Origin of the sequence: Brucella pituitosa (genome assembly GCF_965577835.1) — a bacterium.
GTDB lineage: Bacteria > Pseudomonadota > Alphaproteobacteria > Rhizobiales > Rhizobiaceae > Brucella > Brucella pituitosa.
Genome location: NZ_OZ264094.1, coordinates 677,835 through 703,054, shown reverse-complemented (window position 1 = coordinate 703,054; position 25,220 = coordinate 677,835). Strand labels below are relative to the sequence as shown.

The window sequence follows — 25,220 nt, the reverse complement described above, 5'->3', positions numbered from 1 at the left end:
CTAACGTGAGCTTAAACGATCAACCACCCGAGCGGGCAGGTGAAGAGCCAGCGAGGCCTGCTCAAACACCCCATGTCCGGCGGTTACGAATGTATCATCCAGGCCTGCATACTCGTCTGTAATGAGGCGGTGCAGGAGATGACCGGACCCGAGAATCTTAATCAGCGTACTGGAGCTTGCAAAAATCGTATGGCCGCCGCCGTCGACCTGGGAAGTGTCGAGGACCTGTATATTTTTGTTCTGCAATAATGCAATGTCAGCACCACTACCGACACGGGCATCGCCCCCGGTCAACCGCCTAGATATATCAAGCGCCCGATCCCTGCGTGATACGATAATAGTGAACGGTTTTGGAAGTTGGGTAATGTCGGACAGCTGACTGCGAAATAAATCCGGATCGAGATCGGGAGCAGCAAGCAGTACCCCTGTGATGCGTTTGAGTACATCATTCCGTTTACTGATGGATAAAGTACGAAGGGCCTCCATGACAACAACTGCTCCCATAGAGTGCCCGACAATAATTATGCCGGTGGTTTTTGTCCGCGATGCCAGATCAAGCGTTTCTGCCAATCCATTTCGAGCAATAAATGCACTATCTCTATCGTAAAGATACCGCGTGAAATTGCCTGCAGAAGCCCAGGAAAAGTGAATTGGCAACGATCCTATGTCATAATCGTGCACAATCTGTGCATTGCGGAAAAGCCCCTCGGCAAAGTTATTGTTGTATCCGTGAACAAAGATAAATAGTTCGCGTTGTGAGGGAGGTCGTCGAGCTAGTCGGCTATTGATTTCGCTGATCATCGCTTGCCTGTTTGCAAGCTTAGAGTAGTTGGCAGCTGAGAAGTGTCGTCGTGGATCAGGTTTCGATGATGAAATTGCTACCCTTCCAGATTGATGTGTCAGCGGGATCGCAACATCAACGGTAGAAAAATTCACATCGTCCGACCGATCCCGTGAGTATACGAGGTTTGAATCGTCAGAGCGGCTCCGTACCGTTGCAACCATAAGCGTAACAACGGGGTTCGGTTGGGTATGGATCGTCGGTGTTGTGTCCAATCCCAGCACGGCCCTGGGACCAGCACAACCGATCAGCATCTGAAAAGCAAGAATGATCGCAAGTGTTAGCTTCATTCACTTCCTTGATATACGCACCTGACGAGAAAGGACATGAGCTCGTCAAAACGCATTTAGACATTTTCAGAACGGCTCATCAATCGCTCCAATTAAAGGCTTTTCCTTAAGCGACTCAAAAAGCAAGATCATTTCTTTAAGCTTGCTCTGACTGGATTTTTAAAACCGAAGTTTCCACGGTCGCCAATCGTGCGCCGCACTGTATCGTTAGCGACGCCACCTTACCAAGCGCATATTCGTTATTCTTCCATCCCGAGCACGGACAGTGATATCATAAGTGCGCCCGACGCGGTTGCCTCGGTAAAGAAAATGGCTTCCTCTGCAATCTAAAGCTCGAACATTGTGGAAGCCACGCGCTCGCAGCAATCGCGTCCCCTGGTTACAATGAATTCTGTGACCATTGTTTATGCGCGCCCCTACTGCAGCCAACTGATGCTGGCTAAATGCCGGGGCAGGAACAGTCACTATTCCAGAAATAAATAACGCTGCAAACGTAAAAATAGTAGCAACGGAGCGTAGCATCATCAACTCCTATTACAACAGATCTCTTGAACAGCCATTTGGATCAAACAGCGTCTACCCATCGCCGAAGCCAATAGTTTCATGACCGAACCGAAATTACCAACTTATCTGTATTAGCGGCATGCTGCTTCATACACGCGACCGTGCCTATCACGATACCGACAATACTGAACGCCGTTACGTGTTTGCGCCACTCCGATCAATGTACCTGCCGCCGCGCCAATCGCTGCGCCAGTTAAGGCACCACGTGTATTGCCGCCGATTGCAGCACCAGCAAGTCCACCGATTGCTGCTCCGCCCACACCGTAACCGGCGGTCCTTTGTTCAGCTGTTGTGCAACCTGATGAGGCCATAGCAATAACCGAAACGGTCAGGGCACTATAGATAAGCGCTTTCATGGAATGTTCCTTCCCAACTTTTAGAGCGATTCTTGATCTGACTGAGCCAGATCGGCGCTCTAATCACTCATTTGCATCCAAACTGTAGAGATCACCACTAGCATCGCGTTCACGATATAGCGTATTTATAACTTATTCTTTTATTTCACGAACATACTACAAGTCAGATTGATTTTGGAAATTCGCACCATAATAATTGCATAATAAAAAAATTAGCAACAACAAATTGTTATTACTCGTGGGAATCGACTTGAAGCATTCGTCTTAGAATGGCTTCCCGAAAGAGGACCAGTTCATTTTTTTGAAATAAAAGCAATTGGTTCACCATACTGACAGTCGGGAATTTAACGATAGGGTTACACTACAATCGGAATGCGAGCAGGAAGATCATTTCGCTATTCAACAGCCGCCATTGAACCATACACGGAGGAACGTACGAATTTGCTTCAGCTTAATCGAGAGAACAGCGATAAGGGCCTCCGAAATTTCCATCAGCGCGTCAAAACAAACGGTTAGAGCCCAGCCTGATTCAATCTACAATGGGCGCGAGATCACGGTGACGCAGCCCTTCTTCGAGCTTCGATGAACATCCTTCACGGATTACTGCAGAATGCCTCTTCCCCTTTACATAAATTTGGACTTGTCTGCTGGACGTTCGGCATATATCTTAACGTAATGCCTGATCATTCATCCGGACCTTCTTCACTGCCTATACTCCCAATGGATCCGCTAAGCGAAGTCTTGCGCGACTTTCGCTTGAACGGTGTTAATTATGGCCGCTGCGAGCTTCGACATCCATGGAGCATCGCCTTTCCAAAGCAACCATTGCTTCGTTTTCACTTCGTCAGCCGAGGCCCATGCTGGATTCATACCGAAATGCAGGGCTGGCAAGAACTGCATGATGGTGATCTGGTGCTGCTGCCGCAGGGCATTGCCCATAAACTGGCCAGTGCGCCGGACATTTTGGGCGACTCGCTCGTAGACTGCCAAATAACCAAGTCGGAGAGCAAAGTCTGCGAAGTGGTGCGGGAAGGTACGGGCGCGACCAGCACCCTTTTCTGCGGCTCCATGAACTTAGGCGCCTGCGCACTTAACCCATTGATCAGTTTGATGCCACCCATCATCAGGGGCTGCGACGTAGCAGGCAACGACCCTGTCATTGGCCCCTTGCTGGCAGCTATGACAGCAGAGACCGCACAACCACAGATGGGCAGTGCAACTATACTATCCCGCATGGCAGACTTGCTGACAGCCCGGCTTATCCGTTGCTGGGTCAATTGCAACGGAGCTGCAACCACAGGCTGGTTGGCCGCCATCCGCGACCCTCATATCGGGCGTGTACTCGCTGCCATGCACAGAGACCCCGGTCATAACTGGACTTTGGAAAGCCTTGCCAGTCTGGCGGGCCAATCGCGCTCGGTTTTCGCAGAGCGTTTCAGCATGATATTGGGCGAAGGCGCTGCACGCTATCTCGCCCGTCTTCGTATGCAGCTTGCCCGGGAATTGTTAGGGCAAAACGGCATGTCGGTTGCCGAGGTTGCTACCCGTTTGGGCTATGAATCCGAGGCGTCCTTCTCTCGCGCGTTTAAACGCATCACAAATGTCTCTCCGGGCGTTGTACGTCGCACAGTTTCCGGACGAATAGATATGCAATTCGGATTTTAAGATACATATCATCCTGGATTGTTCGTTTATGAAGTTCTCCACACTTTGGAGATATTTCAATGACGGACACCACTCTACAACTTGATGATGCGGTAACAGAGCTTGATGCTGTGGCACCGGCAGCATGGAGCGCTTCAACCTGGTTCGCGGTTCTTTCAATGGCGGCTACCAGTTTTGCATTGGTATCAGCCGAATTCCTGCCTGCAGGCCTGTTGACGCCCATGGCGCGCGATCTGGGCATCAGCGAAGGGACCGCCGGACAGGTCGTAACCGCCACCGCTTCCGTTGGCGCGGTGACGGCGATGTTAAGCAATGTTCTCATAGGACGGTTGAACCGGAAGATCGTGCTGGTTGGTCTCAGCGCGCTTGCCATCGCTTCCAATATTCTTGCAGCGGTTGCAACCGATTTCTGGTTATTGTTGTTGGGCCGGGCCGGGCTGGGCATAGCTCTTAGTGCCTTCTGGGCGCTTTCAGTTGCCGTTGTAGCGAGGCTGGTTGGCACCAACGCGACTGGTCGGGGCATGGCCATTGTCACCCTTGGCGTCTCGCTCGCCACCATCGCCGCACCCTCGATGGGTGCGTTGATCAGCGACTGGCTGGGATGGCGTAGTGCAATGGCCATGACAGCGGGGCTGGCCGCACTTGCGATGTTGCTTCAATGGATTAGCCTGCCGACCCTGCCCGCAAGTACAAGCAACAGTCTCACCGACGTCCTTCGGTTGACACGGCGACGTGGTATTCAACTTGGGATGCTTGCTATTCTTTTGCTAATGACAGGGCATTTTGCCGGCTCCGTCTATGTGCGCCCTTTCCTCGAACAGGTAACGCTTCTTACGACCGGCCCGATCGCTCTGGCTTTGCTTGGCTTTGGTATCGCCGCTGTGATTGGCAATATGGCCGGGGGCCGCATGGCCGATACCAATATCCGTACGGCCCTCGTAACAACAGCTGCGTTGATGGCACTTGCCGCACTCGCTTTGGTACTCTGGGGCGCACATATTGGTGTTGCCTTCGGCTTTGCCACATTATGGGGGTTTGCCTTCGGCATGGCGCCGGTGGTGCTTCCGACCAACCTGTCCCGTGCAGCACCTGACGCGCTGGAAGCAGCGGGCAGTCTGATGGTTACCTCTTTCCAGATTGCCATAACTATCGGCGCAGTTGTGGGCGGCTATGTCGTTGATACCTTTGGGGCAACCGCGCCCTTAACTCTTACGGCTGTTCTTGCAGCAGCAACAGCTTTGCTGGCAATACTACAGCCCCGCAGCTAAATGAAATTCCTGCGGCGGACGCAGCCCCCAAATGGTTGAAGATGCGGTGAAAATCCGCCGCATCTTCAAGACATAACGCCTACGGGATCACCACAGTATTCAAAGTCCGCCTGATGTTTTCGAAATGGCGTTAGCCAACACATACAAAATTCAGGTCATTTTGCGGTGAACTGAGGGGCAACCCACGATCAATGTTCTGATAAATTCTGATTCCGTTTGACCAGCAAGCCCTCCAAAAAAGTCCGAAATGCTCTAACAGCCCGCTTTGAAGTGGTTTCAGGTTCGCTTGAGTTAGCAATCCATTGCGCAGCACTGCTGCTTGCAGCATTAATAAGCCGTGCGGCTGCCTCCGTATCAATCTCGACAATGATTCCATCTTCACGCAATGCATTAAGGCTTTCGGCCACTGTTCTGATGCAGCCGCTGGCATTTGGCCATCCTGAAGGATCACCAAATACCGCCGGGCCGTCACGAAACATGATCTGCTGGATCTCGGGTTCAAGTGCCATTTCAATATAAGCTGCATTTTCATCAACGAAACCTTGCCACGGATCGGTAGCGTTTTTAGAAATCGCACACAATCTTGTCGCCATCTCCAAATCAATTTCGTTGATAACGGCCTGCAGAAGGCCTTTCTTGTCGCCGAAGTGATGATAAAGGGCCCCCCGCGTTAGTCCGGCGGATGCTGTAAAATCATCCATCGACGCCTCTGCATATCCCACGGAACCAAAGGCCTTGCGGCCTGCAGCCACCAGTTTCGCCTTTGTTTCGACAATCATTTCGCTCCGCGGCTTACGCATAGTCTCTCCTTTATTCAGATACGCCGCGTATATTAGTTGACATACGCAGCGTATTAACTATGTAATTAACATACGTATCGTATGCATGTTTCATATATCATCACTCAGAGGCTGCCCTGATGTCCAATCCGTACAGAGAAATTTTCAGCGCTCCGGGCGCTGTACGCTTTTCAACCGCGGCTTTCTTCGCGCGCCTGCCTTTTGCAATGGCGCCGGTGGGTATCGTCGCCATGCTCGCCCAAACCCATGGGGAATATTGGCTTGCAGGAGCAGTATCTGCCACATTTGCACTAACCAATGCATTTGTGGCACCACAGATATCACGGCTTGTCGACCGGTTCGGTCAAAGTCGTATCGTCATGCCCACGACCGTTATGTCGGTAATCGCATTTGCTTTTCTGATTATCGCCACAAATCAGAGTTGGCCGAACTGGACGTTATTTGTCTCGGCGCTCTTTGCCGGCTCCATGCCCAGTATCCCCGCGATGGTTCGGGCAAGATGGACTGAGATTTTCCGCAACCGCCCTGAGTTAAATACCGCATTTGCATTCGAATCTGCCGCGGATGAACTTGTGTATATTTCGGGAGCGTCTCTTTCTGTTGCATTGGCGGTGTCGCTGTTCCCGGAAGCCGGGATGCTTATCAGCACAGCCTTTCTGGCGGTGGGCACAACCGCCTTCCTTCTGCAACGATCAAGTGAACCTCCGGTTCGCGTGATCGATCACACGATCCCGCAACGCTCGGCAATCTGGTCGCGTCCAGTTCAGATTATTACGCTTGCCCTCATATTCGTTGGTTCTACATTTGCAACGGCAGAAGTTAGTGCCGTGGCAATCACCAGAGAACTAGGTCAACCCAAAGCAGCCAGCATCGTTATTGGTGTCTATGCCATAGGATCATTCATCGTCGGTATAACGCTCGGGGCACTCGCGCTTCGCATGCCTCTGCATCGCCAGTTGATGATTGCTGTAGGTGTCCTGGCTCTGACCGCCCTACCGCTGCCCTTTGCCGGAACATCGACTATGGTTCTTGCAACGGCCGTATTCATCAGCGGCATCGCCATATCTCCGACATTCATAACGGCCTTTGGATTGATCGAACGTCGTGTTCCTGAAACAATGCTAACCGAAGGAATAACCTGGGTTATGACCGGCATTGGCATAGGAATGGCGTTTGGTGCTTTCGTTTCCGGGTTAGTAATCGACCGGTTTGGCGCAGCCAATGGGTTTTGGGTGTCAGTGCTGGCGAGCTTCATGGCAGCTATTACCATCGCGCTTGGCCAGGCCAGCCTCTCGGGCGCGAGCAGGAGCGCGAGCTATAACCCTTCTTGCGTAATTGAGCCCGGCGAATAAGGATCGCCCAGACGCCTTGTTTGGCCACAAGAATGAATAGGCGCTATTATTTATCTAAAGTCGGGCGCAGTGATGCGCTTGGCTCTCCCAGCCAAAGCACCAGCGCGCGCCCTAACTTGCTAATCCTGGGCGGTCGTGACATCGCCCCATAACAGGTTATGGACCAACCAATTACACTTCCTCCCGGACCTCCAGAATACGGTCGATGATACCCCATTCCAGTGCCTCTTCTGCCGTTAAAAACCGGTCACGGTCCATTCCTTGCTCAAATTCTTCATAGGAACGGCCACAATGCTCCGCGTAAAGCCGTGTCATGCGTTGTTTGATCTTCAGGGTTTTCTCGGCGTGGATCAGAATGTCGGAAGCCTGCCCCTGACCGCAGTGAGATATTTTCCGTTAATCGTGTGCGTCGTTTTCCTCCTTAAAACTCAGTGCTTAATACTCTGACCCCGGTCAAGTGCTCGACGTTGACGTTCCGCTATAATTTGCTCCGCACTTCCCATGCGAACGATGTGTTGCAAGATTTTCAGACGTTCCTGCATTGTCCCGAATGCTCGGCGCTGTTGTGGCGGCACGACGTTGACGACCGACCTCTCCCCGCTCCGGACGGCATCATAACCGAACCTTAGATCGAGCGCGCGACTGACAGTGGCGAATTCCTGCAAGATATTGTTACCGACTAATCCGGCTTTCGCCTTAGGATTCGCGTCCTTCTTCATTGTCTGTGTAAGTTCACGCAATGTCTCTTCAGCCGCAGGCGACAATCCTGGAATAGCAATTCCCATACGCTGGCGCTCCCCGCTGATCTTGTTGGTCTCGTTGCTGAGCGCCGTCACGTAAGCTGCACCCATTGACCGAACACGGCTTTCTGCTTCGGGAATAGCCAGAAGGGCTTCCTTTCGTTCACGCCCGGATGCCAGAAACTTATCCATGATGCGGCCAGAGCCACGCAATGCGCCATAGGCTGCGGGATCGTTGGCGACTGCCGCCGCGATGCGCTCAGCCGCAAAACCTTTGATGATCAAGGCTTCAATCTTGTCGACGACATCTGCTGGATCACGCCAAATCTGCGAGGCTGTTTCAGCCAGGGCTGCGCGATTGTGCTTATAATGGTTGGCGGCAAGCGCGCTCGTCTTTGCCTCGTCTTCTATCGGCGTTTTGAACTCCGTCACGGCTGCAAGCATCGGAAGACGGGGATTGCTCTCCTTGCCAGGCTCAACACTGGCAGCTGCAACTATTTTCGAGCGGTCTTTCGTTTCGGCAAGATGCTGCTCGTCTGCAAAGCGGCGCACAACAGCAAACAGGCGCGCCAGTTTCTCGCGCCGATCTGGATCGAAGTTCTCCGGCATGCGCTCGAAGATATTACGTTCAGCCACGGCATTAGCTTTGTCGGTAAAGGCCGACCAGCCAAAACGTGCTGTCAACGCCTCATTGACTGCCTTCACTTCTTGAACCAGCAGACGATCCTCTGCAGCATGGGCAAAAGCGGTCTTATAGGCGTCGGGTCCACCGCGTTCGTGCACGTTCTCGATTTCGACAAGGCGGGCCATTGCTGATTCAGAGAGCGCAGGGATCGATAGGGCCATATAGACGCGGCGTTGCTCTTCGCGCTTGCTAAAGCGTTCTGCCTGACGCCGGAATTCTGTCGCATGCGCACGCGCCAACGGAACAAGTTCAGAAAGAGCGCCAAGCGCAGCCTTGCGTTCATCGCGGGCAGCACCGTCGTCAAAAAGGCGATCCGATCCCCGGAACTGACCAAGTCGCTGCGGCGTGCTCGCAATATTCTCCGCAAGGTGCCGCGGCTCTGTTTGGCCGTTCGAAGCAAGTGCATTGAGCCTGGCAAGCGCCCTGTCAGGATTTAAATAAATCTTCTCCAGCACAGGGCGAAGAATGACCTCCCGCTCCTTCCAGCAATCCGAGTGAAGCTGCGTCCGGCGCGCTGCCTCCTCGAGGCTACGGCCAAACCGGATGGTCGGGGCAATGAGACAGGACCCGTTGTCGCCTCGTTGCTCTGATGTTTCAGGTGATCGTGCTGCAAGGTGTTTCGAACGTTCTTCGTTATAGGAAACGCTTCTTTCGCGTTCGATCACGATATCAAGCGCCAGACTGGCCCGTTCCCAAAGCTTTGCCACCTGCCCGCGCTTGTCGTCGAGCCACGCCAGCTTTTGTCCGACACGCTCTTCTATGCTCGCCACAACTCCGGCAAGCGTGTCGATACCACGCCGGCGGGCAAAGTCATGCGCATGCGCCCGATAACCAGCTTCACTTTCAAAATCGAGCGTCGTGGTTTTTGCACCTGAACGGCCAAGACGTTCAACCAGTTGCCCGAACAGTTCCGGACGGTGGCTTTCACGCTCAATCCGCTCACTTCGTATAATGGCAGTTTCGCGCTGTTTTGCCGTCCAAACGTTTCGCCCGACCTCGCGTTCCTTAAAACTCTTCCGGCCAGTTTCCTTATCTGTGACAGGGATTTTGACCTTGACGATTTCAACGCCATCTTTTTTCAAAAGAACAGTATCGCCTTCCGATACGCCTCCGTCGGACAGTGCCTGGGGCAGGCTGACGCCCCAGAGCCGATGCACTGTCCCGTCATTCGTCTTCACATCAGCATAGGGACTGTCATCCGCATCCTTATCTTGTGGCCGGAACTTCGCCATTCCGGTTTCAACCAATTCCCCGGAAACGCCTGCCGCATGATCAACACGCGATTTCCTGCCCCATTGCGGTTTTGGCTCAAAGTCCTCGCGTGCGGCATAAAGATCAGCGTGATCACGATGTCGGGTCATCGACACATAGGTCAGATGCTGGTCCATCATGCCGGTGGCAAGCACGAAGGTCCGGTCAACAGTCGACCCTTGCGCTTTATGAATGGTCGCAGCATAGCCATGGTCGATATTGCGATAGCTGTCCTCGCTGAGCACCACATCCCGGCCATTGTCGAGACGGATCGATAACAGCGGACGACCACGCTCGTCACCGGTCGAAACGACAGTACCGAGCATACCGTTTTTGACATATTGCGGGCCAGGGTGCTTTGCGCGCTTTTCGACAAAACGGGCATTTTCCAGAAAGATGATCCGGTCGCCAGCTGCAAATTCCCGAACGCCGCGCTCCGTGCGAAACGCACGAGCGTTTGTCAGAGCACCTTCCCTGTTCATCACCGTCCGGAGGGATTCATTGAGGCGTTTTACATCTTCATTGGTATGGGCGAGCACCAGCATCTCGTCGCCGCGCAGCTTTCCATCATTGCCTGCCGTCCGCGACTGTGCGATCGCCTCTCTGCGCGCTTTGCTCCAGTCAGCGACGAGGCGCTCGACTGCTTCGGCACGGTGTTCAACCGCCACTATGTGCCCCTTTTGAGCATAGGCATCGAGCCCCTCTTCGACCTTGCCGCGTGCGAAGAGCCTGGCGGCATCACGTGCCCAGACTTCCCGCTGACGGCGAACACCGGCAAGCTCAGTCGAACCAATCCGCTCCGCTATGGCCCGGAAGGCTGCACCGGCCTGGATTGGCTGAAGCTGCATCGCATCTCCAACCAGAACGACTTTCGCACCGGCATCCTCGACGGCTTTCAGAACACGCGCCATCTGCTGCGACGAAACCATAGCTGCTTCATCGACGACAAAAACGTCACCCCGTTTGAGAAGATCGCGGCCACTCTCCCAACCAAGTTCCCACGAGGCAAGGGTTCGCGATTTGATGCCAGAACTGTCCTCCAGACCTTCCGCAGCCTTTCCTGCAAGAGCCGCTCCGAAGACACGACGATGCTCTTGTTCCCAGGCAACACGGGCAGCGGCAAGAAGCGTCGACTTGCCAGCACCCGCAAGTCCAACAACAGCAGCAATGGCGCTGTCACCAGCAATATGACGGACGGCGTCAATCTGCTCCTGATCAAGCCTGAACGGTTTTTCCGGATCCGCCGTTTCGATGCTCCGGACGGCAGCTGCAACCTTTGCAGCCGCAACTCCAAACCCCTTGCGCTTTGACAAAACCGCCGCTGACTGCGCCATGTCATATTCGATACGCAGGATTTCGCGGGTCGTGAAGATTGCAGGTTCGGTTGCCTTGCCGGTCTGCCGATCCACCTGCTGTGGCTTCAACAGCACAAGATCGTCGGACGCCATCAGGCTCGCGCGGATATTGGCGAAGTCGGACGGATCGTCGACATAGCGATGCAGCGTTTTTGCGATATCCTTCTCATCAAAGGTCGAGCGTTCGTTGCCAAGTTGCTTCAGGAGCAGTTCGGGATTGGCAAGCAACAAATCAGCCATTTCTTGCCGACGGGCAAGTTCGGCTGGCGCAAAATACATCTCCACGCCCTTACGCGCCAACGCCGCCTTTTCCTGTCCGAGATGTTTCTGGCCAATTCCATCGAGGCCCTGCTCGGCATAAGAGCGCCCATCAAGGCGAATATCATGGCCAGCAAGCGTCAGATGCCGGTTGGCTGTTTCCGCCCAGGCGATCTTCCAGGCTTTCATCGTTTCCTTGTCGCCAGCCCAAAGCTTGTAAACGATCTTCCCATTCGGTCGATCCGGCGTGACCACACGCAGCGGCTCGCCATCCCACCCGAGCACCGGCACGTTCTTTCGCCCAAAACCCTCTTCGGTCAGCGGCCGCAACGCTGTCATCAGGTGGATGTGAGGATTGCCGTCCTTATCGTGATAGACCCAGTCAGCAATCATCCCCTTTGAAGTCAGATTGTCCCGAATAAATTCCTGGACAAGGGCTATGTTCTCCCCCCGCGTCAGTTCCTCCGGCAGTGCAATGATGAGTTCACGGGCAAGCTGTGCATCCGCCCGCGTTTCAAATGCATCGACAGCATTCCATAATGCCTCACTTGCTTGAGCGACAGTTTTGCCTTCGATTGCCAAACTCAGCCATGCTGGGATCTGGTCCGGTAACGCCAGTTCTTCATGCTTGAGTTCACCGGCACCACCACGATAGCTAAATGAAGTTCCAGTCTGTTCATCCATCATCCGAGCACGATGACGATATGCGGCAGCCGAGACGATGCTACGCCCCGCCCCTCTGCTGATCACCTGTGCTCTGATGAACATAATCGCCACGACTGTTCTCCGGTCTCCCAGGCACGTCGCACAAGCGACGTATATTGCGCCCTCAAATCAATCGGGCTGCAGACCCGATGCAGCTTTTCCGGAAGACGGCTCAAGCCGAGATTCCGGCATCGACGTTTTTGGGATCTTGCACATGGTAGCTTGTTTTACTAATTGTTTCTAGTTAGTTTAATCATCAATTGGCGAAACAATCTATGAAAGGAAACGCATTATGGCCGCCAAGTCGTCAATCATAGATATCGACACGCAGATCGAGAAGCTGCGTGAACGTAAAAAACTCTTGATAGTAAAATCAGCAGACCGTTTTGCGCGCGCGGCCACAAAGGCGGGGCTCGCCGAGATGGCAATTACCGATGAGGAAGTCGATCACATCGTTGAAGAGATTGCTGCGCGATTTCGTGAAAGGGACAAAAAGGAGGCTCGTGGCGGAAACACTGCGCCGCATAGACAGACAAATGGTGGGGCTGGAACGACGGCGGAGGTTTCTCATGACAGCTGACCGCAAGAAAGAAGCCCACCAAAAATTCCTGCTCGGCGGGATTGTCATTCGTGCGGGTTTATCAAATGTCGATCGGGCATTCCTGCTCGGCGGCTTGTTGGAACTGGCGCGACTGTCGCCAGAGACATCGGAATATCGACGCTTGCAGGTTATGGGCGAGATTGCTTTTCGGGTTCCTGTTTCTATTGGCGCATATCGCCCTGTCGTGGATGCAAGCGAATGACGGCGCGATCCAAACTGCACCCAAGCCAGTTGCTCGTTTTCGTACCGATCATCATTTCCGGCTTTGCGTTTTATTTAGCGAACTGGCGCTGGCCGGAATTGGCCGCAGGCATATCAGGAAAAACGCAATACTGGTTTTTACGGGCGTCTCCTGTACCAGCCCTCATGTTCGGTCCGCTTGCCGGGCTCCTGACTGTCTGGGTGCTCCCGCTGCATCGGCGGCGGCCGATCGCGCTGGCAAGCCTTGCTTGCTTCCTGCTCGTGGCTGGCATTTACGCATTGCGCGAAATTGCCCGCCTTTCGCCCTTCGTGAAGAGTGGAGCGGTGAGATGGGAGCAGGCGCTCTCATACCTTGATATGATTGCGGTCGTCAGTGCTGCAATTGGCTTTGTCGCGGTCGCGGTCTCAGCACGCATGTCCAGTGTCGTACCTGAACAGATAAAGCGGGCCCGGCGCGCAACATTCGGCGATGCAGACTGGCTGCCAATGCGTGCCGCAGCACGACTATTCCCGGAAGGTGGCGAAATCGTTGTTGGCGAACGCTATCGCGTCGACAAGGAACTGGTTCATGAACTGCCCTTTGATCCCAACGACCCAGCCACATGGGGACGCGGCGGCAAGGCGCCCCTTCTCACCTATAGTCAGGACTTTGATTCAACACATATGCTGTTTTTTGCAGGGTCGGGTGGTTACAAGACGACGAGCAATGTCGTGCCGACGGCGCTGCGCTATACCGGTCCGATCATCTGCCTCGATCCTTCGACCGAAGTGGCGCCAATGGTCATTGAACATCGCCGCAAGAAACTTCGACGCGACGTCATGGTACTCGATCCGACCCATCCGGTCATGGGCTTCAATGTCCTTGACGGGATTGAGACCTCGACCAGGAAGGAGGAAGACATTGTCGGCATCGCACATATGCTGCTTTCAGAAAGCGTGCGCTTCGAAAGCTCCACAGGCTCCTTTTTCCAGAACCAGGCACATAATCTGCTGACAGGGCTTTTGGCTCACGTGATGTTGTCGCCGGAATTTAGCAATCGGCGCAATTTACGCAGCTTACGCCAAATCGTTTCCGGACCCGAGACGTCCGTGCTCGCCATGTTGCGTAACGTCCAGGAGCATTCCGCTTCGGCCTTCATTCGCGAAACGCTCGGCGTGTTCGTTAACATGACAGAGCAAACCTTCTCTGGCGTTTACTCTACCGCATCGAAGGATACCCAGTGGCTGTCTCTCGACAATTATGCCGCCCTCGTCTGTGGCGATAGCTTCAAATCCGCTGAGATCGCGACAGGCAAAAAAGATGTGTTTTTGAATATCCCCGCATCAATCCTGCGTTCCTATCCGGGGATAGGGCGTGTGATCATCGGCTCGCTGATCAATGCAATGATCGAAGCAGATGGTGCATTCCAGCGCCGGGCCTTGTTCATGCTCGACGAGGTCGATCTGCTTGGCTATATGCGCGTTCTGGAAGAGGCCCGTGATCGCGGCCGCAAATACGGGATCAGCATGATGCTGATGTATCAGTCCGTCGGCCAGCTTGAGCGACATTTCGGCAAGGATGGCGCAGTCTCGTGGATCGACGGATGTGCATTTGCAAGCTATGCGGCAATCAAGGCGCTCGACACCGCACGAAACGTCTCAGCGCAATGCGGAGAAATGACGGTCGAGGTGAAAAGCAGTTCACGCAATATCGGCTGGGATACGAAAAACACCGCTTCGCGAAAATCCGAAAACCTCAATTTTCAACGTCGCCCGCTGATCATGCCGCACGAAATCACGCAATCGATGCGCAAAGACGAGCAGATCATCATTGTACAGGGACACAGTCCGATCCGCTGTGGTCGTGCGATCTATTTCCGGCGAAAGGAAATGGACGAGGCCGCAGAAGTTAACCGGTTCGTCAAAGCGGACAGATAGTGAGGCTCCGGCAAGCGATTAGCGCCAATCGGGGCGTCGGTATCGTTCTGCAGGATCGTCCGTATCCGGCGGCGCGAACCAATCAACGAACCTTGAATAGCCCATGGATGTCGCAACAAAGCCAACAGCCATCAAAAGAAATACCCAATACGGCATGCCATGGGCGACCTCAGGCTTGACAAAAGCCGCAAACGCAGTTGGCAGCATGATGACCCCACCAATCATCGATACATCAACGACCGGGCGAAACAGGCAAAGCAGGAAGTAGCTGAGATGCCAGATGCAAAGGAAGGCTGCATATAAAATTCCCGCTACCAGAGCGCTAACCACACGAACGACATAACGCAACATCCCGAAGACTAGGTTTCGCTTCTTCGACCATGCATGCGTATCGATGTTTGGTCGCTCAACGATCACAGCGCTTAGATCCTTAGTTTCAAAGAAACGCCATCGACAGGCGGACAGCGCAAACTCCTGTATTTTAGTGAGACTAGTAATGCTCGAACCACAGGGCAAGCGCGGATCCATGACGTGGGCGATTTTCACGGGACGATGTCTCTCTCTTCACGCGGGAGGAACGCTACGCGCATCGGCGTAAACTGCTTGCAGGCTCCATAAGCAAGGCACGCAGCACGGGGGCCTTGAAAGCGGCCCACCTGAACATGGGCCAGGCAATACAGAATTGATCATCAAAATGAATCATTGCGCCGTCACCGATTCATAAATGTCGTTGGACGCCATTTCGTCAAAAGGCGATTCTCGACGCCATGTTGAAACAACCCTATCGACTTTACGTCGAACGCTCCGATCCGATCAGAAACATGGCGCGTTTCTATGCGCTTTCTATCGAACCCACGCTGTTTCGGGCTCCATGTCTGATACGCAGATGGGGCCGCATCGGCGCAAGCGGACAAACAAAGACACATCACTTCCAAAGGGAAGAAGAAGCGGTGTCAATGTTCCTCGATCTATTACGGGCAAAACGAGCACGAGGATATAAGACAAGACCGCTGGATCAGAACCGGATCCATTGTGCTGATGGGTGTTCGTCATAAAAAGAGGGAAAGCAGGTTCGATACCTGCTTTCCCTCCACTTTCAGCGCAGACACAGCCGAAGTTGGCACAGAGGGAAGCCGGCCCCGATTTCGGGGCCGGCTTATTCGTCGTTCAGGTCGGATTGTTCCAGAGGATGACTTTCTTGCTCGGATCGCCGCCGGGAGCCTGTGCGAGGTTGCCGAAGATCACGCCTATTTCCGGGGCTTCCAGCTTGACCGAGAGGTACTCTTCGCCGGTCTGGCGAGCGATGCGGTTCCAGCCTGCGCCAATCTCGAAGCCGGTGCGGCGGTGAACGACGCGGAAATCGGGGGCTTCCTCACTCGCCTTGGTGGCGTTCGGGACGATGGCGATCGGGGCATTGACCCGGATGGTGGCGAAGACGCCCTCGAAAGTGCCGTCGGTCTTCTGCGTCAGGGTTGCGATTGTGGTGGCCATGGTTCTGTTTCCTTCAGTTGCTCGGGACCATTCCCGATGGCGCACGAAGAGACGATGGATCTGCTGCGGTCAGCTCGCCCGCAATTTTTTCAAAATTCTATTTTCCGCGTTCAAGTGAGGGCGCACTTCTGCCCGCCTGCAGGTGAAAGTGCCTGCCCTCGCATAGAAAACTGAAATCGAATTTTTTAAAAATTTCGGGTGAGTCTTACCCCGTCAGGGGTTGGCCGCAAAAGCAGGCCCTCGTCTATACGAGCGACATACAACGGGAATGGTTTGGAGTAACCGATGAAGCGGCAAATCATTCTGGCCACCCAATTCGCAACCTCGCGCGTGGCATGCCACGACATTTGGGCTCTTTGTCCGCATCCGGCCAGCATTGCACCAACCGTTCGTTCGAGACAGCGCCGGGCGGATATAGCCCCTTCTCGGCGCCCGTTCTCCATCATCGGCTCGCAATTGAAATGCAGGCGTGACGTCATCGCTTGCCAATCCGAGCGTAACACTCAATGAAGCCGTTAATGCCCGCGGGCAGATTGCGATCTTTGCAGAATTCGTTCTCCCCGTCGCGCGCAACAACATAGGCGCCCCTCAGATGCACGAACATGAGCAAGCGCACGGCATTCCGGAATCAGGGCCGGCTTCGTGGGCCGTTCGCAATATGATATTTCGCTGCGAAAATCAGATGGCAATCAGATTGCTGCGACCCTGACTGGCTGGCTTTCAGACACGAGCATACTTCCTGTCGATGATAGCCTGAACCTCATCCATAACCTTACGATGCGGTATGGTCAGGCCAATATCTTCCATAGCTTCTCGAACCTTAGCCTGAAACCATTTGTCATCGGCCTCAGAAACAGAACCGCCAACATGTTCGCGCTCTAGCGCCGTATCTTCCTTCAGCTTCTTGTCTATCTCGTTTTCGAGCATCGACGTGCAAGTGGCCATATCGGTTTCTCCTGATGAGAAAACGAGTTGTATCGCATTTGAGATGCAGATCAAATCAGCGTCTGAATATACTCGTCGACCTTCCGCCGAGGCTGTACCCATTCGTCAGTCAGACGATCGGATATTTCCAGCACCTTGAAATGAATGGCGACAAATGGCATATAATGAACGACAAGTGACGCAGGAGCAAAATCATGGGTATCGCGGCAAAAGCACCTTCGCCAGTGACCGGCGGTGGTGAACTGCAAAAAATCGAAGCTTTGCTGGGAGGTCCGCGTGTTCTGACGCGTCACCTGACCAATACGCTTGAAGCCCACGAGTTGCTGTTACGCGGCCTGCCAACGCTCGCACTGGATCATCTTGTCGGTAATCTTGCCATCATCAGCAAGAACGAATCCCTCGAAAAAGCGATCGGCATGAGCCTGCGTACATGGCAAAGGCGCAAGGATACGCCTTCCAAACCGCTAAGTCAGGAACAGAGCGGCCGGACCTGGAAATTTGCTGAGATCCTTGCAAAGGCAACGGATATATTCGGGTCGCAGCTGGAAGCAGAACAATGGCTGGAGCGTCCAGCAATTGGCCTTGATCAGCGTCGTCCGATTGATCTTCTTGGTACGCCTGCCGGATTTGAGCTGGTTGAAGATCACCTCAACCGCCTCGAATACGGCGTTTATGCATGACGCTCCGACCAGTGGCGCTCAGTGGGAGCGAACTTGTTGCATGGAGGCTCGATCAGGCAATTCACGCATCAACATGGGACAGTGGCGAAGGAGCCTATCGGGTTGGTGGGCGTTGGAACAGCAAAGGTATCCGCGCGGTTTATTGCTCGCTTGATCCTGCGACAGCGATCCTTGAAGTCGCGGTCCACAAGGGATTTCGGGCACTCGATACAGTCGCGCATACAATGACGGCGCTCACCGTTACTGATCCTGCCGAGGTCCATGTAGTGGAACCGGGAAGTGTTCCCAATTCCAATTGGTTACGCCCCGGCATTCCCGGTGCTGGGCAGCAAGCTTTCGGCGACGATTTGCTTCGGCGTCATCGCTTTGTTGCACTTCCAAGCGCAGTCTCCCCGCATAGCTGGAACCTGATTTTTGCTGCGGATGTTTCAGAACAAGGCTATTCTCTGAAATTTCAGGAACCCTTTGCTCTCGACACAAGGCTGCACCCGCCTGCAAGTTGAGCCGCGTTTCTCCTTCCATTTCCACGCTGCGCCGACCCTCCGCATCCGATCCGCCAAAGCTATTGATCAGGACGTTCCGTAGTTCCGCTGATCCGATTTTCTGGCCATGTTTTAGAAACGACAATAGCGCATGGCCAGCATGGAAAATTTTATTAGCCCGATCGAGATGATCAGCAGCTACAGTCGGGCTCGTACCCGTGTTCAGGGCAGGTGAATAGATCGCGTTCATGGGAAATCCTATCGAGAGCCAATAAGGTCCGAGCCAGGCCGGATGCTCTCAAGACCCGGCAAGCCACCCCTTCCCGGCCCTTCTCTCCCTCCAAAGCGACCCTACATAGAACATGGTGGACGTTCGGACGTGAGTTTCAGATATCCCTAAACCAGTACGCCTGATGAGTGCCGCATCTGTTAGCAAAAATGCGCATGAAGCGATTGATGTTCGATTTCATGACCGCTTTGCGCTTTATTTCTGACGATCCCAAAAGCCGCAGGTGATCCTAAAAGCCGCAATTTGGTTTATTTAAGCTGATTGTCCTGCCTTGGTGATAAATGGACTTGCATATTTGGGGCTGACCGCGCTTGTAAGCAGTCCTGAATAGCTGCCAATCCCCGTATGAGCCCGTCGAAGGATTTGCTCAGCTCTTTCGACTCACTATCCTGAAACGCGGTGACGAACCGGGCGACGTCGGAGCCTATCGATCAGGCGTCGGAATTACCTGCCAATGACTTGTCGCGAAGGCGCGCATCCTGCACGAATTTGCGTTTTCGACCGGAGTCGAGGCCGATAGTTCTTCGTAACTTCTACGTAATTTTCGGCAGCCATACGTCTCAGTCTCGGTGCTTATCAACGGTCGACGGACGGCCGTAGTGGCAATGGATCGAAAGGACAGGCATGAAAAAGATCATTTCAGGCGTACTCGTTTGCTTGACGCTGACAGCGTGCAGCCAGACGGAAAAGGGCGCCGGCATTGGTGCTGCGGGCGGCGCTATCATTGGTGGGCTGGCAAGCGGTACCTGGGAGGGCGCTGCAGTGGGAGCCGCCGCAGGTGGCGCGGGCGGGGCCGTGGTAGGAAACATCAGAGAACGTAACAACAGAAACAGCCGCGACCGCTGGGAACAACGGGACCGCCGGAACTACGACTGCAGATACAGGGATAATTACGGCCGCTGCCGATAAAGATTGCGGCCTGGGTGGCGCACCTCAAAGGCGAGATGGATACCGGACGGGCTTCGGTTTCTCCGGTCTCCACGTCCACTGCGGTTTCATGATGTCCAGCAACCTGAGGATCAGGACGTCACGACCGTGAGTTTACCTGAACCAGAGACATCGTTTTGCTGTAAAGACTATCGGGAATGATAGTCCGAGACTTGACCGATTAGGCGACTATGAAACTTCTACTTATCGAAGACGATCCAGAAATGACGGATGCGTTGAGAACGGCCCTCTCGCAGCATGGCATCGTTCTTGACGCCGTTGGTGATCTGGCGACGGCGCGGGAAGCAATCGCTATGGCGGATTACGATATCGTCCTGATCGATCGGCAACTGCCGGATGGTGATGGCAGTACTTTTCTCGCCGATTTGCGTCGTGCGGGTTCAAATACGCGATCAATCATCATCTCCGCTCTGAGGTCGACCGACGAGCGAATTTCTGGCCTCAATGACGGTGCTGATGACTATTTGCCCAAACCGTTCGAAATTCCAGAGCTGATTGCCAGAATGAGCGCAGTGCTGAGGCGCGCGCCGACAACCACCCTATCCGTCTTGTCAGCAGGAAATGTTACCTATGATCGCGTTTCATGCGATGTGTATGTCAACGGTTTCCGGGTTTCACTCACTCGCCGGGAGTTGCTCATCATGGAAACGCTTCTAAGAAACCGCGGTCGCACCGTGTTGCGCTCGTCCCTAGAAGGTCAGGTCTATTCCTTTGATGATGAGATTCAGTCGAACTCACTGGAGTCCAATATGTCTCGACTGCGCCGAAAGCTTAGCGAAGCGGAGGCCGACATCGTCATCAAGAACATTCGCGGCATAGGCTACTATCTTCATGAGCAGAAATAAGATGTCCAGCACATCTCTTCGCTGGAGATTCACTCTTGGTTTTATTGTGCTGCAGCTCTGCGCAGTCATCGTCTCACTCGGCTTGGTTTTCTATCTCCTTTCCGGCATCAAACCCGATGTGGCGATTACATCCATCTGGCTGTCCCAAGAAATCGCCGATTCAATCGATCTTGGTCCGGATGGTCGGGCCCGTCTTGAGCCGACAGACAAACTGAAAGAGATGATAAAGGACGCGCCCAACTTGTGGTTTGTGGCAGACTTGGGCGATGGCGGCGTCCTCTCACATGGCGCAACTCCACAGGTCATTACCAGCAATATATCGTTTCTGAAGACATTTAGAAATGTCGAGCTTCATGGCAATCTGGATGATCCGCTTAGCGTTGCCCGAATGGAGCGTTTCGACACCCAAGCTGGTGAGGCGACGATTTTTGCTGGCGGTGTTTCGATGTCCCAATATGGTGTGACCGTGCTGTTGGGGAACCTTGCCATCGGCGTGCCGGCACTGATCCTCGTCGCCATTTCCCTTATTGGCGTTCCGTTTGTCACACGCTGGGCGCTGCGGTCCTTCAACGATCTGACCGAGCGTCTCGACAGGATTGATCTCGACACACGTGGTGCCCTGGTGCAAGAGCATGGCTTGCCCAATGAGGTGCTTCGCCTGGTACGCGACATTAACAGAGCGCTGCGTCGTCTAGACAGCGGCTTCGAGACGACGGAACGTTTCTTCGTTAACGCCGCGCATGAACTTCGTACGCCGATCGCTATTCTGCAAGTGAGAATTGATACCCTTTCACCAAGTGCGGACAAGACGCACCTGCAGATGGCCAACAAGCGACTTACAGCGATCGCCAACCAGCTTCTCGAGACAGAGAAGTACCGGCAGAAGCCTCAGCAGAATGCACCTGTCAATCTCAACAGCGTTGTGTCTAAGGTGATCGCCGACCTTGCTCCCCTGGCCATCGCTGAAGGCTACGAGATTTCATTCGACAGCGACGCGGAAGACCTGTTCGTTCGTGGTGACACCGAAGCTTTGGAGCGCGCATTCATCAACTTAGTGCGCAATGCGATCCAGTACGGAGGAGGAAAAGGACAGATATCCGTCGGTATCGAGGTTGACGGCAGCGTGATGATAGCCGATCAGGGCTGCGGAATTGCCGTCGATAAACAATCTCGCATATTCGAACCGTTCTACCGGGTCAGCCCTCATGGCTCCGGAGCGGGCCTGGGGCTCAGCATGGTCGACGAGATATTGACCCGTCACCGCGGCTACATTGAGCTTTCGTCTGCTCCAGGCAAGGGCAGTACATTTGCTGTACGCTGGCGCGAGAGGAGCGTTTTCCGGCAGCCGTAGAGCCGGTCGCTCGCGCTAAACGGATTAGACGCGGCGAGGACCAACGCCACTTTTTCAAACGCCTTTTGGCAGCAACAACCCCGTCCCCGTAATGTTGGTGCAATTTTCGTGACAGAGAAAGCCCGCAATTTTTAATAGCACGGACCAAGGCTTAATGACACGATACATTACCCGCAAGCGTCTGATCCTGGCGGCGGCGACCCTTGTCGGTTTGCTGGTCGTCTGGCACCTATTTCTGCGGCCACCGGCGAAGCCAGAACTGGTGACGGCGCAAGCGAAAAAAGGCGACATTGAAGAAGTCGTGCTGGCGACCGGGGTTCTCGAACCGCTCGAGCTGGTGCGCGTCGGCGCCCAGGCCTCGGGTCGCGTTGAGCGCCTGGCCGTCGAGATCGGTGACGTCGTCGAGGCTGGCCAGTTGGTGGCCGAGATCGATTCACAGACCCGTCGCAACACCTTGCGGGACCGGGAGTCCGCCCTGGCTAACATCCGCGCCCTCCGTACCGCACGTATAGCCGGTCTGGTGAAAGCCGAAAAGGATTTCGAGCGCCAGCGTGAGCTGCTGGCAGGCGGTTCGACGCCACGCGCCCAGCATGACGCGGCTGTCGCCATGCTAGACAGTGAGCGGGCACAGGTCCAGGCGCTGGACGCACAGATCAGCCAGGCGCAGGTCGCGTTGGAGTCTGCGGGTATAGAACTGGGCTATACCCGCATCACCGCCCCTATCGCCGGCACCGTGGTGGCGATCGTCACCGAAGAAGGTCAGACCGTGAATGCCCTGCAGACCGCGCCGACCATCGTCATGATCGCACGATTGGACACAATGACGGTGCGTGCGGATATTTCCGAGGCTGACGTCGTGCGCGTAAGGCGGGGCCTGCCGGTCTGGTTCAGCATTCTTGGCGACCCGAAGCGGCGTTTCGATGGAGAGTTGCGCCAGGTTGAACCAGCCCCCGCCTCCATCGCCAACGAGGGCAACGCCGGCGCGAGCGGGATTGGCGGAACCAACGGCGCGGTCTATTACACCGGGCTGATCGACGTCGCGAACGCGGACGGGGTTCTGCGGCCCTCCATGACAGCGCAGGTATCCATTGTTCTGAGCCGCGTCAGCGATGCCGTACTGGTTCCCCTGAGTGCAGTGGAAGGCGCGCCGCAGGTCGGCGACACGGCGCGCATCCGGGTACTCGACGCGGCCGGCGAGTTGCAGATGCGGGAGGTGCAGGTCGGCATCGACAACGGCGCGAATATCCAGATCCTGAGCGGTCTTCAGGCAGGCGAGATCATCGTCCTGGGAGCATCCACAGACGAACGTGCAGATGGCCAGGCTCAGCTGGCCGCCGCGCAGCGGTAAGGCAAGCTATGACAGAGCCACTGATCCGCGTACGTGGGGTATCCCGCGCTTTCCCCGCAGGCGACGAGATGGTGCGGGTATTGAAAGACGTCGATCTCGACATCGAGGCCGGCGAGATGATGGCCATCATTGGCGCCTCGGGCTCTGGCAAGTCGACCCTGATGAACATTCTAGGCTGCCTCGATCGTCCAACGACCGGCAACTACTGGATTGAAGGACGCGAGACGTCAAAGATGACCGTAGACGAACTGGCTTCACTACGCCGTGAGCGGTTTGGTTTCATCTTCCAGCGCTATCATCTGCTTGGAGACCTCAGCGCGGCCAGTAACGTCGAGGTACCAGCCATCTATGCTGGACGCAGCCGGTCCGACCGGCATAAGCGAGCCATTTCATTGTTGACCCGCCTGGGCCTAGCCGAGCGGATGGGCAATATCCCCGGCAAGCTGTCGGGCGGCCAGCAGCAGCGGGTGTCCATCGCCCGTGCGCTGATGAACGGCGGCGAGATAATTCTGGCCGACGAGCCGACCGGAGCACTGGATACGCATAGTGGTGCCGAGGTTATGAAGATTCTGCGTGAGCTTCACGCCGAAGGGCACACCATCATTCTGGTCACTCACGACAAGAAGATCGCCGACCACGCGGATCGGGTTGTCGAGATCAGCGACGGCGTTATCATTTCCGACGAGCGTAATATACCCAAGTCCGCCGCGACTGCTCGTCCCATCCGCGAATACGGTGCGGATGCTGGCTGGCGCGGCGCAATCGATCGGATGACCGAAGCCTTTCGTATGGCGGGCGCCGCAATCTGGGCGCACAAGATGCGCTCGCTTCTGACCATGCTCGGCATAATCATCGGCATCGCCTCGGTGGCGGCTATCTCGGCCCTTGGAACTGGCTCGCAGCAACAAATCCTGAACAGTATCAGTTCGCTCGGCACCAATACGATCGAAGTGCGGGCCGGGAAAGGCTTCGGCGATCTGGAAGCGGGGCGAATACGGACCCTGGTGGCCGCCGACGCAGAGGCCTTGGCGAACCAGCCCTATGTCGACAGCGTGACGCCTAGCGTCGCGACGAGCATAACTGTCAAGCGCGCTGCCGTGGCCGTCAATGCAACAGTTACCGGGGTCGGCGCCGATTTCTTTCGTGTACGGGCCCTTGAGTTGGCGCATGGCCAACTATTCGATGCCCGGGATGTTACCGGTTACAGCCAGAATGTGGTGATTGATGCAAACGCTGCGCGAGAGCTGTTTCCCGACCGGGTGAACCCAGTAGGACAGGTCATCCTTCTGGGCACAATGCCGGCGAGGGTCGTTGGCGTGACAAAACAGGAGAACTCCTTCGGACCGGCGATTGATACATTGACCGTTTATGCGCCTTACACAACCGTCATGGGCCGCATGCTGGGTCGTCCGAATGTCGATGGCATAACGGTCCGCATCAGCGACGATGTCGATCCGGGCAATATCGAGGCAGCAGTTTCGCGCCTTATCGAGCGTCGGCATGGCGCGAAAGACTTCTTCCTTACCAACTCGGCGACCATTCGCGAGACTATCGAGACCACCACCAGAACCCTGACCCTACTGATTTCGTCAGTCGCTGTGATCTCGCTGATTGTCGGCGGCATCGGCGTGATGAATATCATGCTGGTGTCCGTGACCGAGCGCACAAAGGAGATCGGGGTTCGTGTGGCCGTCGGCGCGCGCCGCAGCGACATCCTCTCCCAGTTCCTGATCGAGGCCATTCTGGTCTGCCTTGTCGGCGGCTTCATGGGAGTTATACTCGCCCTCGGGATCAGTGCTCTTTTCAATTTGCTGAGCGCCGACTTCAAAATGATCTTCTCTTCGGGCTCCATCATGGTGGCCTTCGCCTGCTCGACCCTGATCGGAATCGTCTTCGGCTTCCTCCCCGCCCGCAATGCGGCAAAGCTAGACCCGATCGAAGCCTTGGCGCGCGACTGATGACCCGCAAACGTCTGCTCGGTAGCGATGCAAC

Annotated in this window: 21 protein-coding genes and 1 pseudogene; 14 read left to right on the top strand and 8 right to left on the bottom strand. The window is 54.9% G+C overall.

Going from position 1 to position 25,220, the window contains the following annotated elements:
- On the bottom strand, nt 1-1,131 hold the full coding sequence (locus ACSME1_RS22620; RefSeq protein WP_105706957.1) for an alpha/beta hydrolase: 1,131 nt from the start codon (nt 1,129-1,131) through the stop codon (nt 1-3).
- Nucleotides 1,132-1,766: 635 nt separating this feature from the next.
- Nucleotides 1,767-2,051 (bottom strand): glycine zipper 2TM domain-containing protein, encoded by a 285-nt coding sequence (locus ACSME1_RS22615; RefSeq protein WP_105535006.1) that lies wholly within the window; start codon nt 2,049-2,051, stop codon nt 1,767-1,769.
- A gap of 675 nt (nt 2,052-2,726) precedes the next feature.
- Between ACSME1_RS22615 and ACSME1_RS22610 the strand changes: the two genes are divergently transcribed.
- Together ACSME1_RS22610 and ACSME1_RS22605 are read left to right on the top strand one after the other, a co-directional pair.
- Nucleotides 2,727-3,716 (top strand): AraC family transcriptional regulator, encoded by a 990-nt coding sequence (locus ACSME1_RS22610; RefSeq protein ID WP_105706955.1) that lies wholly within the window; start codon nt 2,727-2,729, stop codon nt 3,714-3,716.
- Nucleotides 3,717-3,775: 59 nt separating this feature from the next.
- Entirely contained in the window at nt 3,776-4,984 is a 1,209-nt protein-coding gene (locus ACSME1_RS22605) for an MFS transporter (RefSeq protein ID WP_105706953.1), read from the top strand.
- Nucleotides 4,985-5,172: 188 nt separating this feature from the next.
- On the opposite strand, the gene ACSME1_RS22600 is transcribed toward ACSME1_RS22605, so the two are convergent.
- Nucleotides 5,173-5,784, bottom strand: a complete 612-nt coding sequence (locus ACSME1_RS22600) for a TetR/AcrR family transcriptional regulator (RefSeq protein ID WP_105535004.1) — start codon at nt 5,782-5,784, stop codon at nt 5,173-5,175.
- A gap of 119 nt (nt 5,785-5,903) precedes the next feature.
- Between ACSME1_RS22600 and ACSME1_RS22595 the strand changes: the two genes are divergently transcribed.
- The gene (locus ACSME1_RS22595; RefSeq protein WP_105706951.1) at nt 5,904-7,136 is read left to right on the top strand and encodes an MFS transporter; all 1,233 of its coding nucleotides are present in this window, start codon (nt 5,904-5,906) and stop codon (nt 7,134-7,136) included.
- Between the two features lie 171 nt (nt 7,137-7,307).
- Here the strand turns inward: ACSME1_RS22595 and ACSME1_RS22590 are convergent.
- Together ACSME1_RS22590 and traA are read right to left on the bottom strand one after the other, a co-directional pair.
- Nucleotides 7,308-7,511: pseudogene (locus ACSME1_RS22590) on the bottom strand (ATP-dependent Clp protease proteolytic subunit); the annotation flags it as partial.
- 53 nt (nt 7,512-7,564) lie between these two features.
- On the bottom strand, nt 7,565-12,202 hold the full coding sequence (gene traA, locus ACSME1_RS22585) for a Ti-type conjugative transfer relaxase TraA (RefSeq protein ID WP_435655536.1): 4,638 nt from the start codon (nt 12,200-12,202) through the stop codon (nt 7,565-7,567).
- Nucleotides 12,203-12,422: 220 nt separating this feature from the next.
- Between traA and ACSME1_RS22580 the strand changes: the two genes are divergently transcribed.
- The 3 genes from ACSME1_RS22580 to traG are packed head-to-tail and all read left to right on the top strand — an operon-like array spanning nt 12,423 to nt 14,849.
- Nucleotides 12,423-12,710: a TraC family protein gene (locus tag ACSME1_RS22580; protein WP_105706947.1), complete on the top strand. Its 288-nt coding sequence runs from the start codon at nt 12,423-12,425 to the stop codon at nt 12,708-12,710.
- Nucleotides 12,700-12,933, top strand: a complete 234-nt coding sequence (locus ACSME1_RS22575) for a conjugal transfer protein TraD (protein WP_105706945.1) — start codon at nt 12,700-12,702, stop codon at nt 12,931-12,933. The genes ACSME1_RS22580 and ACSME1_RS22575 overlap by 11 nt, the downstream gene beginning before the upstream one ends.
- Complete coding sequence (gene traG, locus ACSME1_RS22570; RefSeq protein WP_105706943.1) at nt 12,930-14,849, top strand: Ti-type conjugative transfer system protein TraG; 1,920 nt, start codon at nt 12,930-12,932, stop codon at nt 14,847-14,849. Before ACSME1_RS22575 ends, traG begins: the two co-directional genes overlap by 4 nt.
- A gap of 18 nt (nt 14,850-14,867) precedes the next feature.
- On the opposite strand, the gene ACSME1_RS22565 is transcribed toward traG, so the two are convergent.
- Complete coding sequence (locus tag ACSME1_RS22565; protein ID WP_146113573.1) at nt 14,868-15,266, bottom strand: hypothetical protein; 399 nt, start codon at nt 15,264-15,266, stop codon at nt 14,868-14,870.
- A 350-nt stretch (nt 15,267-15,616) separates the two neighbouring features.
- On the opposite strand from ACSME1_RS22565, the gene ACSME1_RS22560 reads away from it, so the two are divergent.
- Nucleotides 15,617-15,904: a WGR domain-containing protein gene (locus ACSME1_RS22560; RefSeq protein ID WP_105706940.1), complete on the top strand. Its 288-nt coding sequence runs from the start codon at nt 15,617-15,619 to the stop codon at nt 15,902-15,904.
- Nucleotides 15,905-16,016: 112 nt separating this feature from the next.
- On the opposite strand, the gene ACSME1_RS22555 is transcribed toward ACSME1_RS22560, so the two are convergent.
- Both ACSME1_RS22555 and ACSME1_RS22550 read right to left on the bottom strand, forming a co-directional pair.
- Nucleotides 16,017-16,340: a DUF736 domain-containing protein gene (locus ACSME1_RS22555; RefSeq protein WP_105706938.1), complete on the bottom strand. Its 324-nt coding sequence runs from the start codon at nt 16,338-16,340 to the stop codon at nt 16,017-16,019.
- Between the two features lie 720 nt (nt 16,341-17,060).
- Complete coding sequence (locus tag ACSME1_RS22550; protein ID WP_105706935.1) at nt 17,061-17,285, bottom strand: type II toxin-antitoxin system antitoxin, RelB/DinJ family; 225 nt, start codon at nt 17,283-17,285, stop codon at nt 17,061-17,063.
- 194 nt (nt 17,286-17,479) lie between these two features.
- On the opposite strand from ACSME1_RS22550, the gene parS reads away from it, so the two are divergent.
- The 7 genes from parS to ACSME1_RS22515 all read left to right on the top strand — a co-directional run bounded on the left by parS (nt 17,480) and on the right by ACSME1_RS22515 (nt 25,186).
- Nucleotides 17,480-17,965 carry a type II RES/Xre toxin-antitoxin system antitoxin gene (parS, locus tag ACSME1_RS22545; protein WP_105706933.1) on the top strand — a complete coding sequence of 162 codons (486 nt, stop codon included), beginning with the start codon at nt 17,480-17,482 and terminating at the stop codon, nt 17,963-17,965.
- The gene (locus ACSME1_RS22540; RefSeq protein ID WP_105706932.1) at nt 17,962-18,468 is read left to right on the top strand and encodes an RES family NAD+ phosphorylase; all 507 of its coding nucleotides are present in this window, start codon (nt 17,962-17,964) and stop codon (nt 18,466-18,468) included. The genes parS and ACSME1_RS22540 overlap by 4 nt, the downstream gene beginning before the upstream one ends.
- Nucleotides 18,469-19,360: 892 nt before the next feature.
- A complete protein-coding gene (locus ACSME1_RS22535; protein WP_128094653.1) occupies nt 19,361-19,645 on the top strand; it encodes a YMGG-like glycine zipper-containing protein in 285 nt (94 codons plus the stop codon).
- A gap of 209 nt (nt 19,646-19,854) precedes the next feature.
- Complete coding sequence (locus tag ACSME1_RS22530; protein ID WP_105708087.1) at nt 19,855-20,529, top strand: response regulator transcription factor; 675 nt, start codon at nt 19,855-19,857, stop codon at nt 20,527-20,529.
- A gap of 1 nt (nt 20,530) precedes the next feature.
- Nucleotides 20,531-21,880 (top strand): sensor histidine kinase, encoded by a 1,350-nt coding sequence (locus ACSME1_RS22525; RefSeq protein WP_105708088.1) that lies wholly within the window; start codon nt 20,531-20,533, stop codon nt 21,878-21,880.
- Nucleotides 21,881-22,034: 154 nt separating this feature from the next.
- A complete protein-coding gene (locus ACSME1_RS22520) occupies nt 22,035-23,228 on the top strand; it encodes an efflux RND transporter periplasmic adaptor subunit (RefSeq protein WP_105708090.1) in 1,194 nt (397 codons plus the stop codon).
- Nucleotides 23,229-23,236: 8 nt separating this feature from the next.
- Complete coding sequence (locus ACSME1_RS22515) at nt 23,237-25,186, top strand: MacB family efflux pump subunit (protein WP_105708092.1); 1,950 nt, start codon at nt 23,237-23,239, stop codon at nt 25,184-25,186.
- Nucleotides 25,187-25,220: the final 34 nt, after the last annotated feature.

What these genes read in the sequence shown, in the direction of transcription:
- ACSME1_RS22620 (WP_105706957.1), bottom strand. Translation starts at nt 1,131, where the DNA reads ATGAAGCTAACACTTGCGATCATTCTTGCTTTTCAGATGCTGATCGGT.
- ACSME1_RS22615 (WP_105535006.1), bottom strand. Translation starts at nt 2,051, where the DNA reads ATGAAAGCGCTTATCTATAGTGCCCTGACCGTTTCGGTTATTGCTATG.
- ACSME1_RS22610 (WP_105706955.1), top strand. Translation starts at nt 2,727, where the DNA reads ATGCCTGATCATTCATCCGGACCTTCTTCACTGCCTATACTCCCAATG.
- ACSME1_RS22605 (WP_105706953.1), top strand. Translation starts at nt 3,776, where the DNA reads ATGACGGACACCACTCTACAACTTGATGATGCGGTAACAGAGCTTGAT.
- ACSME1_RS22600 (WP_105535004.1), bottom strand. Translation starts at nt 5,784, where the DNA reads ATGCGTAAGCCGCGGAGCGAAATGATTGTCGAAACAAAGGCGAAACTG.
- ACSME1_RS22595 (WP_105706951.1), top strand. Translation starts at nt 5,904, where the DNA reads ATGTCCAATCCGTACAGAGAAATTTTCAGCGCTCCGGGCGCTGTACGC.
- ACSME1_RS22580 (WP_105706947.1), top strand. Translation starts at nt 12,423, where the DNA reads ATGGCCGCCAAGTCGTCAATCATAGATATCGACACGCAGATCGAGAAG.
- ACSME1_RS22575 (WP_105706945.1), top strand. Translation starts at nt 12,700, where the DNA reads ATGACAGCTGACCGCAAGAAAGAAGCCCACCAAAAATTCCTGCTCGGC.
- traG (WP_105706943.1), top strand. Translation starts at nt 12,930, where the DNA reads ATGACGGCGCGATCCAAACTGCACCCAAGCCAGTTGCTCGTTTTCGTA.
- ACSME1_RS22560 (WP_105706940.1), top strand. Translation starts at nt 15,617, where the DNA reads ATGTTGAAACAACCCTATCGACTTTACGTCGAACGCTCCGATCCGATC.
- ACSME1_RS22555 (WP_105706938.1), bottom strand. Translation starts at nt 16,340, where the DNA reads ATGGCCACCACAATCGCAACCCTGACGCAGAAGACCGACGGCACTTTC.
- ACSME1_RS22550 (WP_105706935.1), bottom strand. Translation starts at nt 17,285, where the DNA reads ATGGCCACTTGCACGTCGATGCTCGAAAACGAGATAGACAAGAAGCTG.
- parS (WP_105706933.1), top strand. Translation starts at nt 17,480, where the DNA reads ATGGGTATCGCGGCAAAAGCACCTTCGCCAGTGACCGGCGGTGGTGAA.
- ACSME1_RS22540 (WP_105706932.1), top strand. Translation starts at nt 17,962, where the DNA reads ATGACGCTCCGACCAGTGGCGCTCAGTGGGAGCGAACTTGTTGCATGG.
- ACSME1_RS22535 (WP_128094653.1), top strand. Translation starts at nt 19,361, where the DNA reads ATGAAAAAGATCATTTCAGGCGTACTCGTTTGCTTGACGCTGACAGCG.
- ACSME1_RS22530 (WP_105708087.1), top strand. Translation starts at nt 19,855, where the DNA reads ATGAAACTTCTACTTATCGAAGACGATCCAGAAATGACGGATGCGTTG.
- ACSME1_RS22525 (WP_105708088.1), top strand. Translation starts at nt 20,531, where the DNA reads ATGTCCAGCACATCTCTTCGCTGGAGATTCACTCTTGGTTTTATTGTG.
- ACSME1_RS22520 (WP_105708090.1), top strand. Translation starts at nt 22,035, where the DNA reads ATGACACGATACATTACCCGCAAGCGTCTGATCCTGGCGGCGGCGACC.
- ACSME1_RS22515 (WP_105708092.1), top strand. Translation starts at nt 23,237, where the DNA reads ATGACAGAGCCACTGATCCGCGTACGTGGGGTATCCCGCGCTTTCCCC.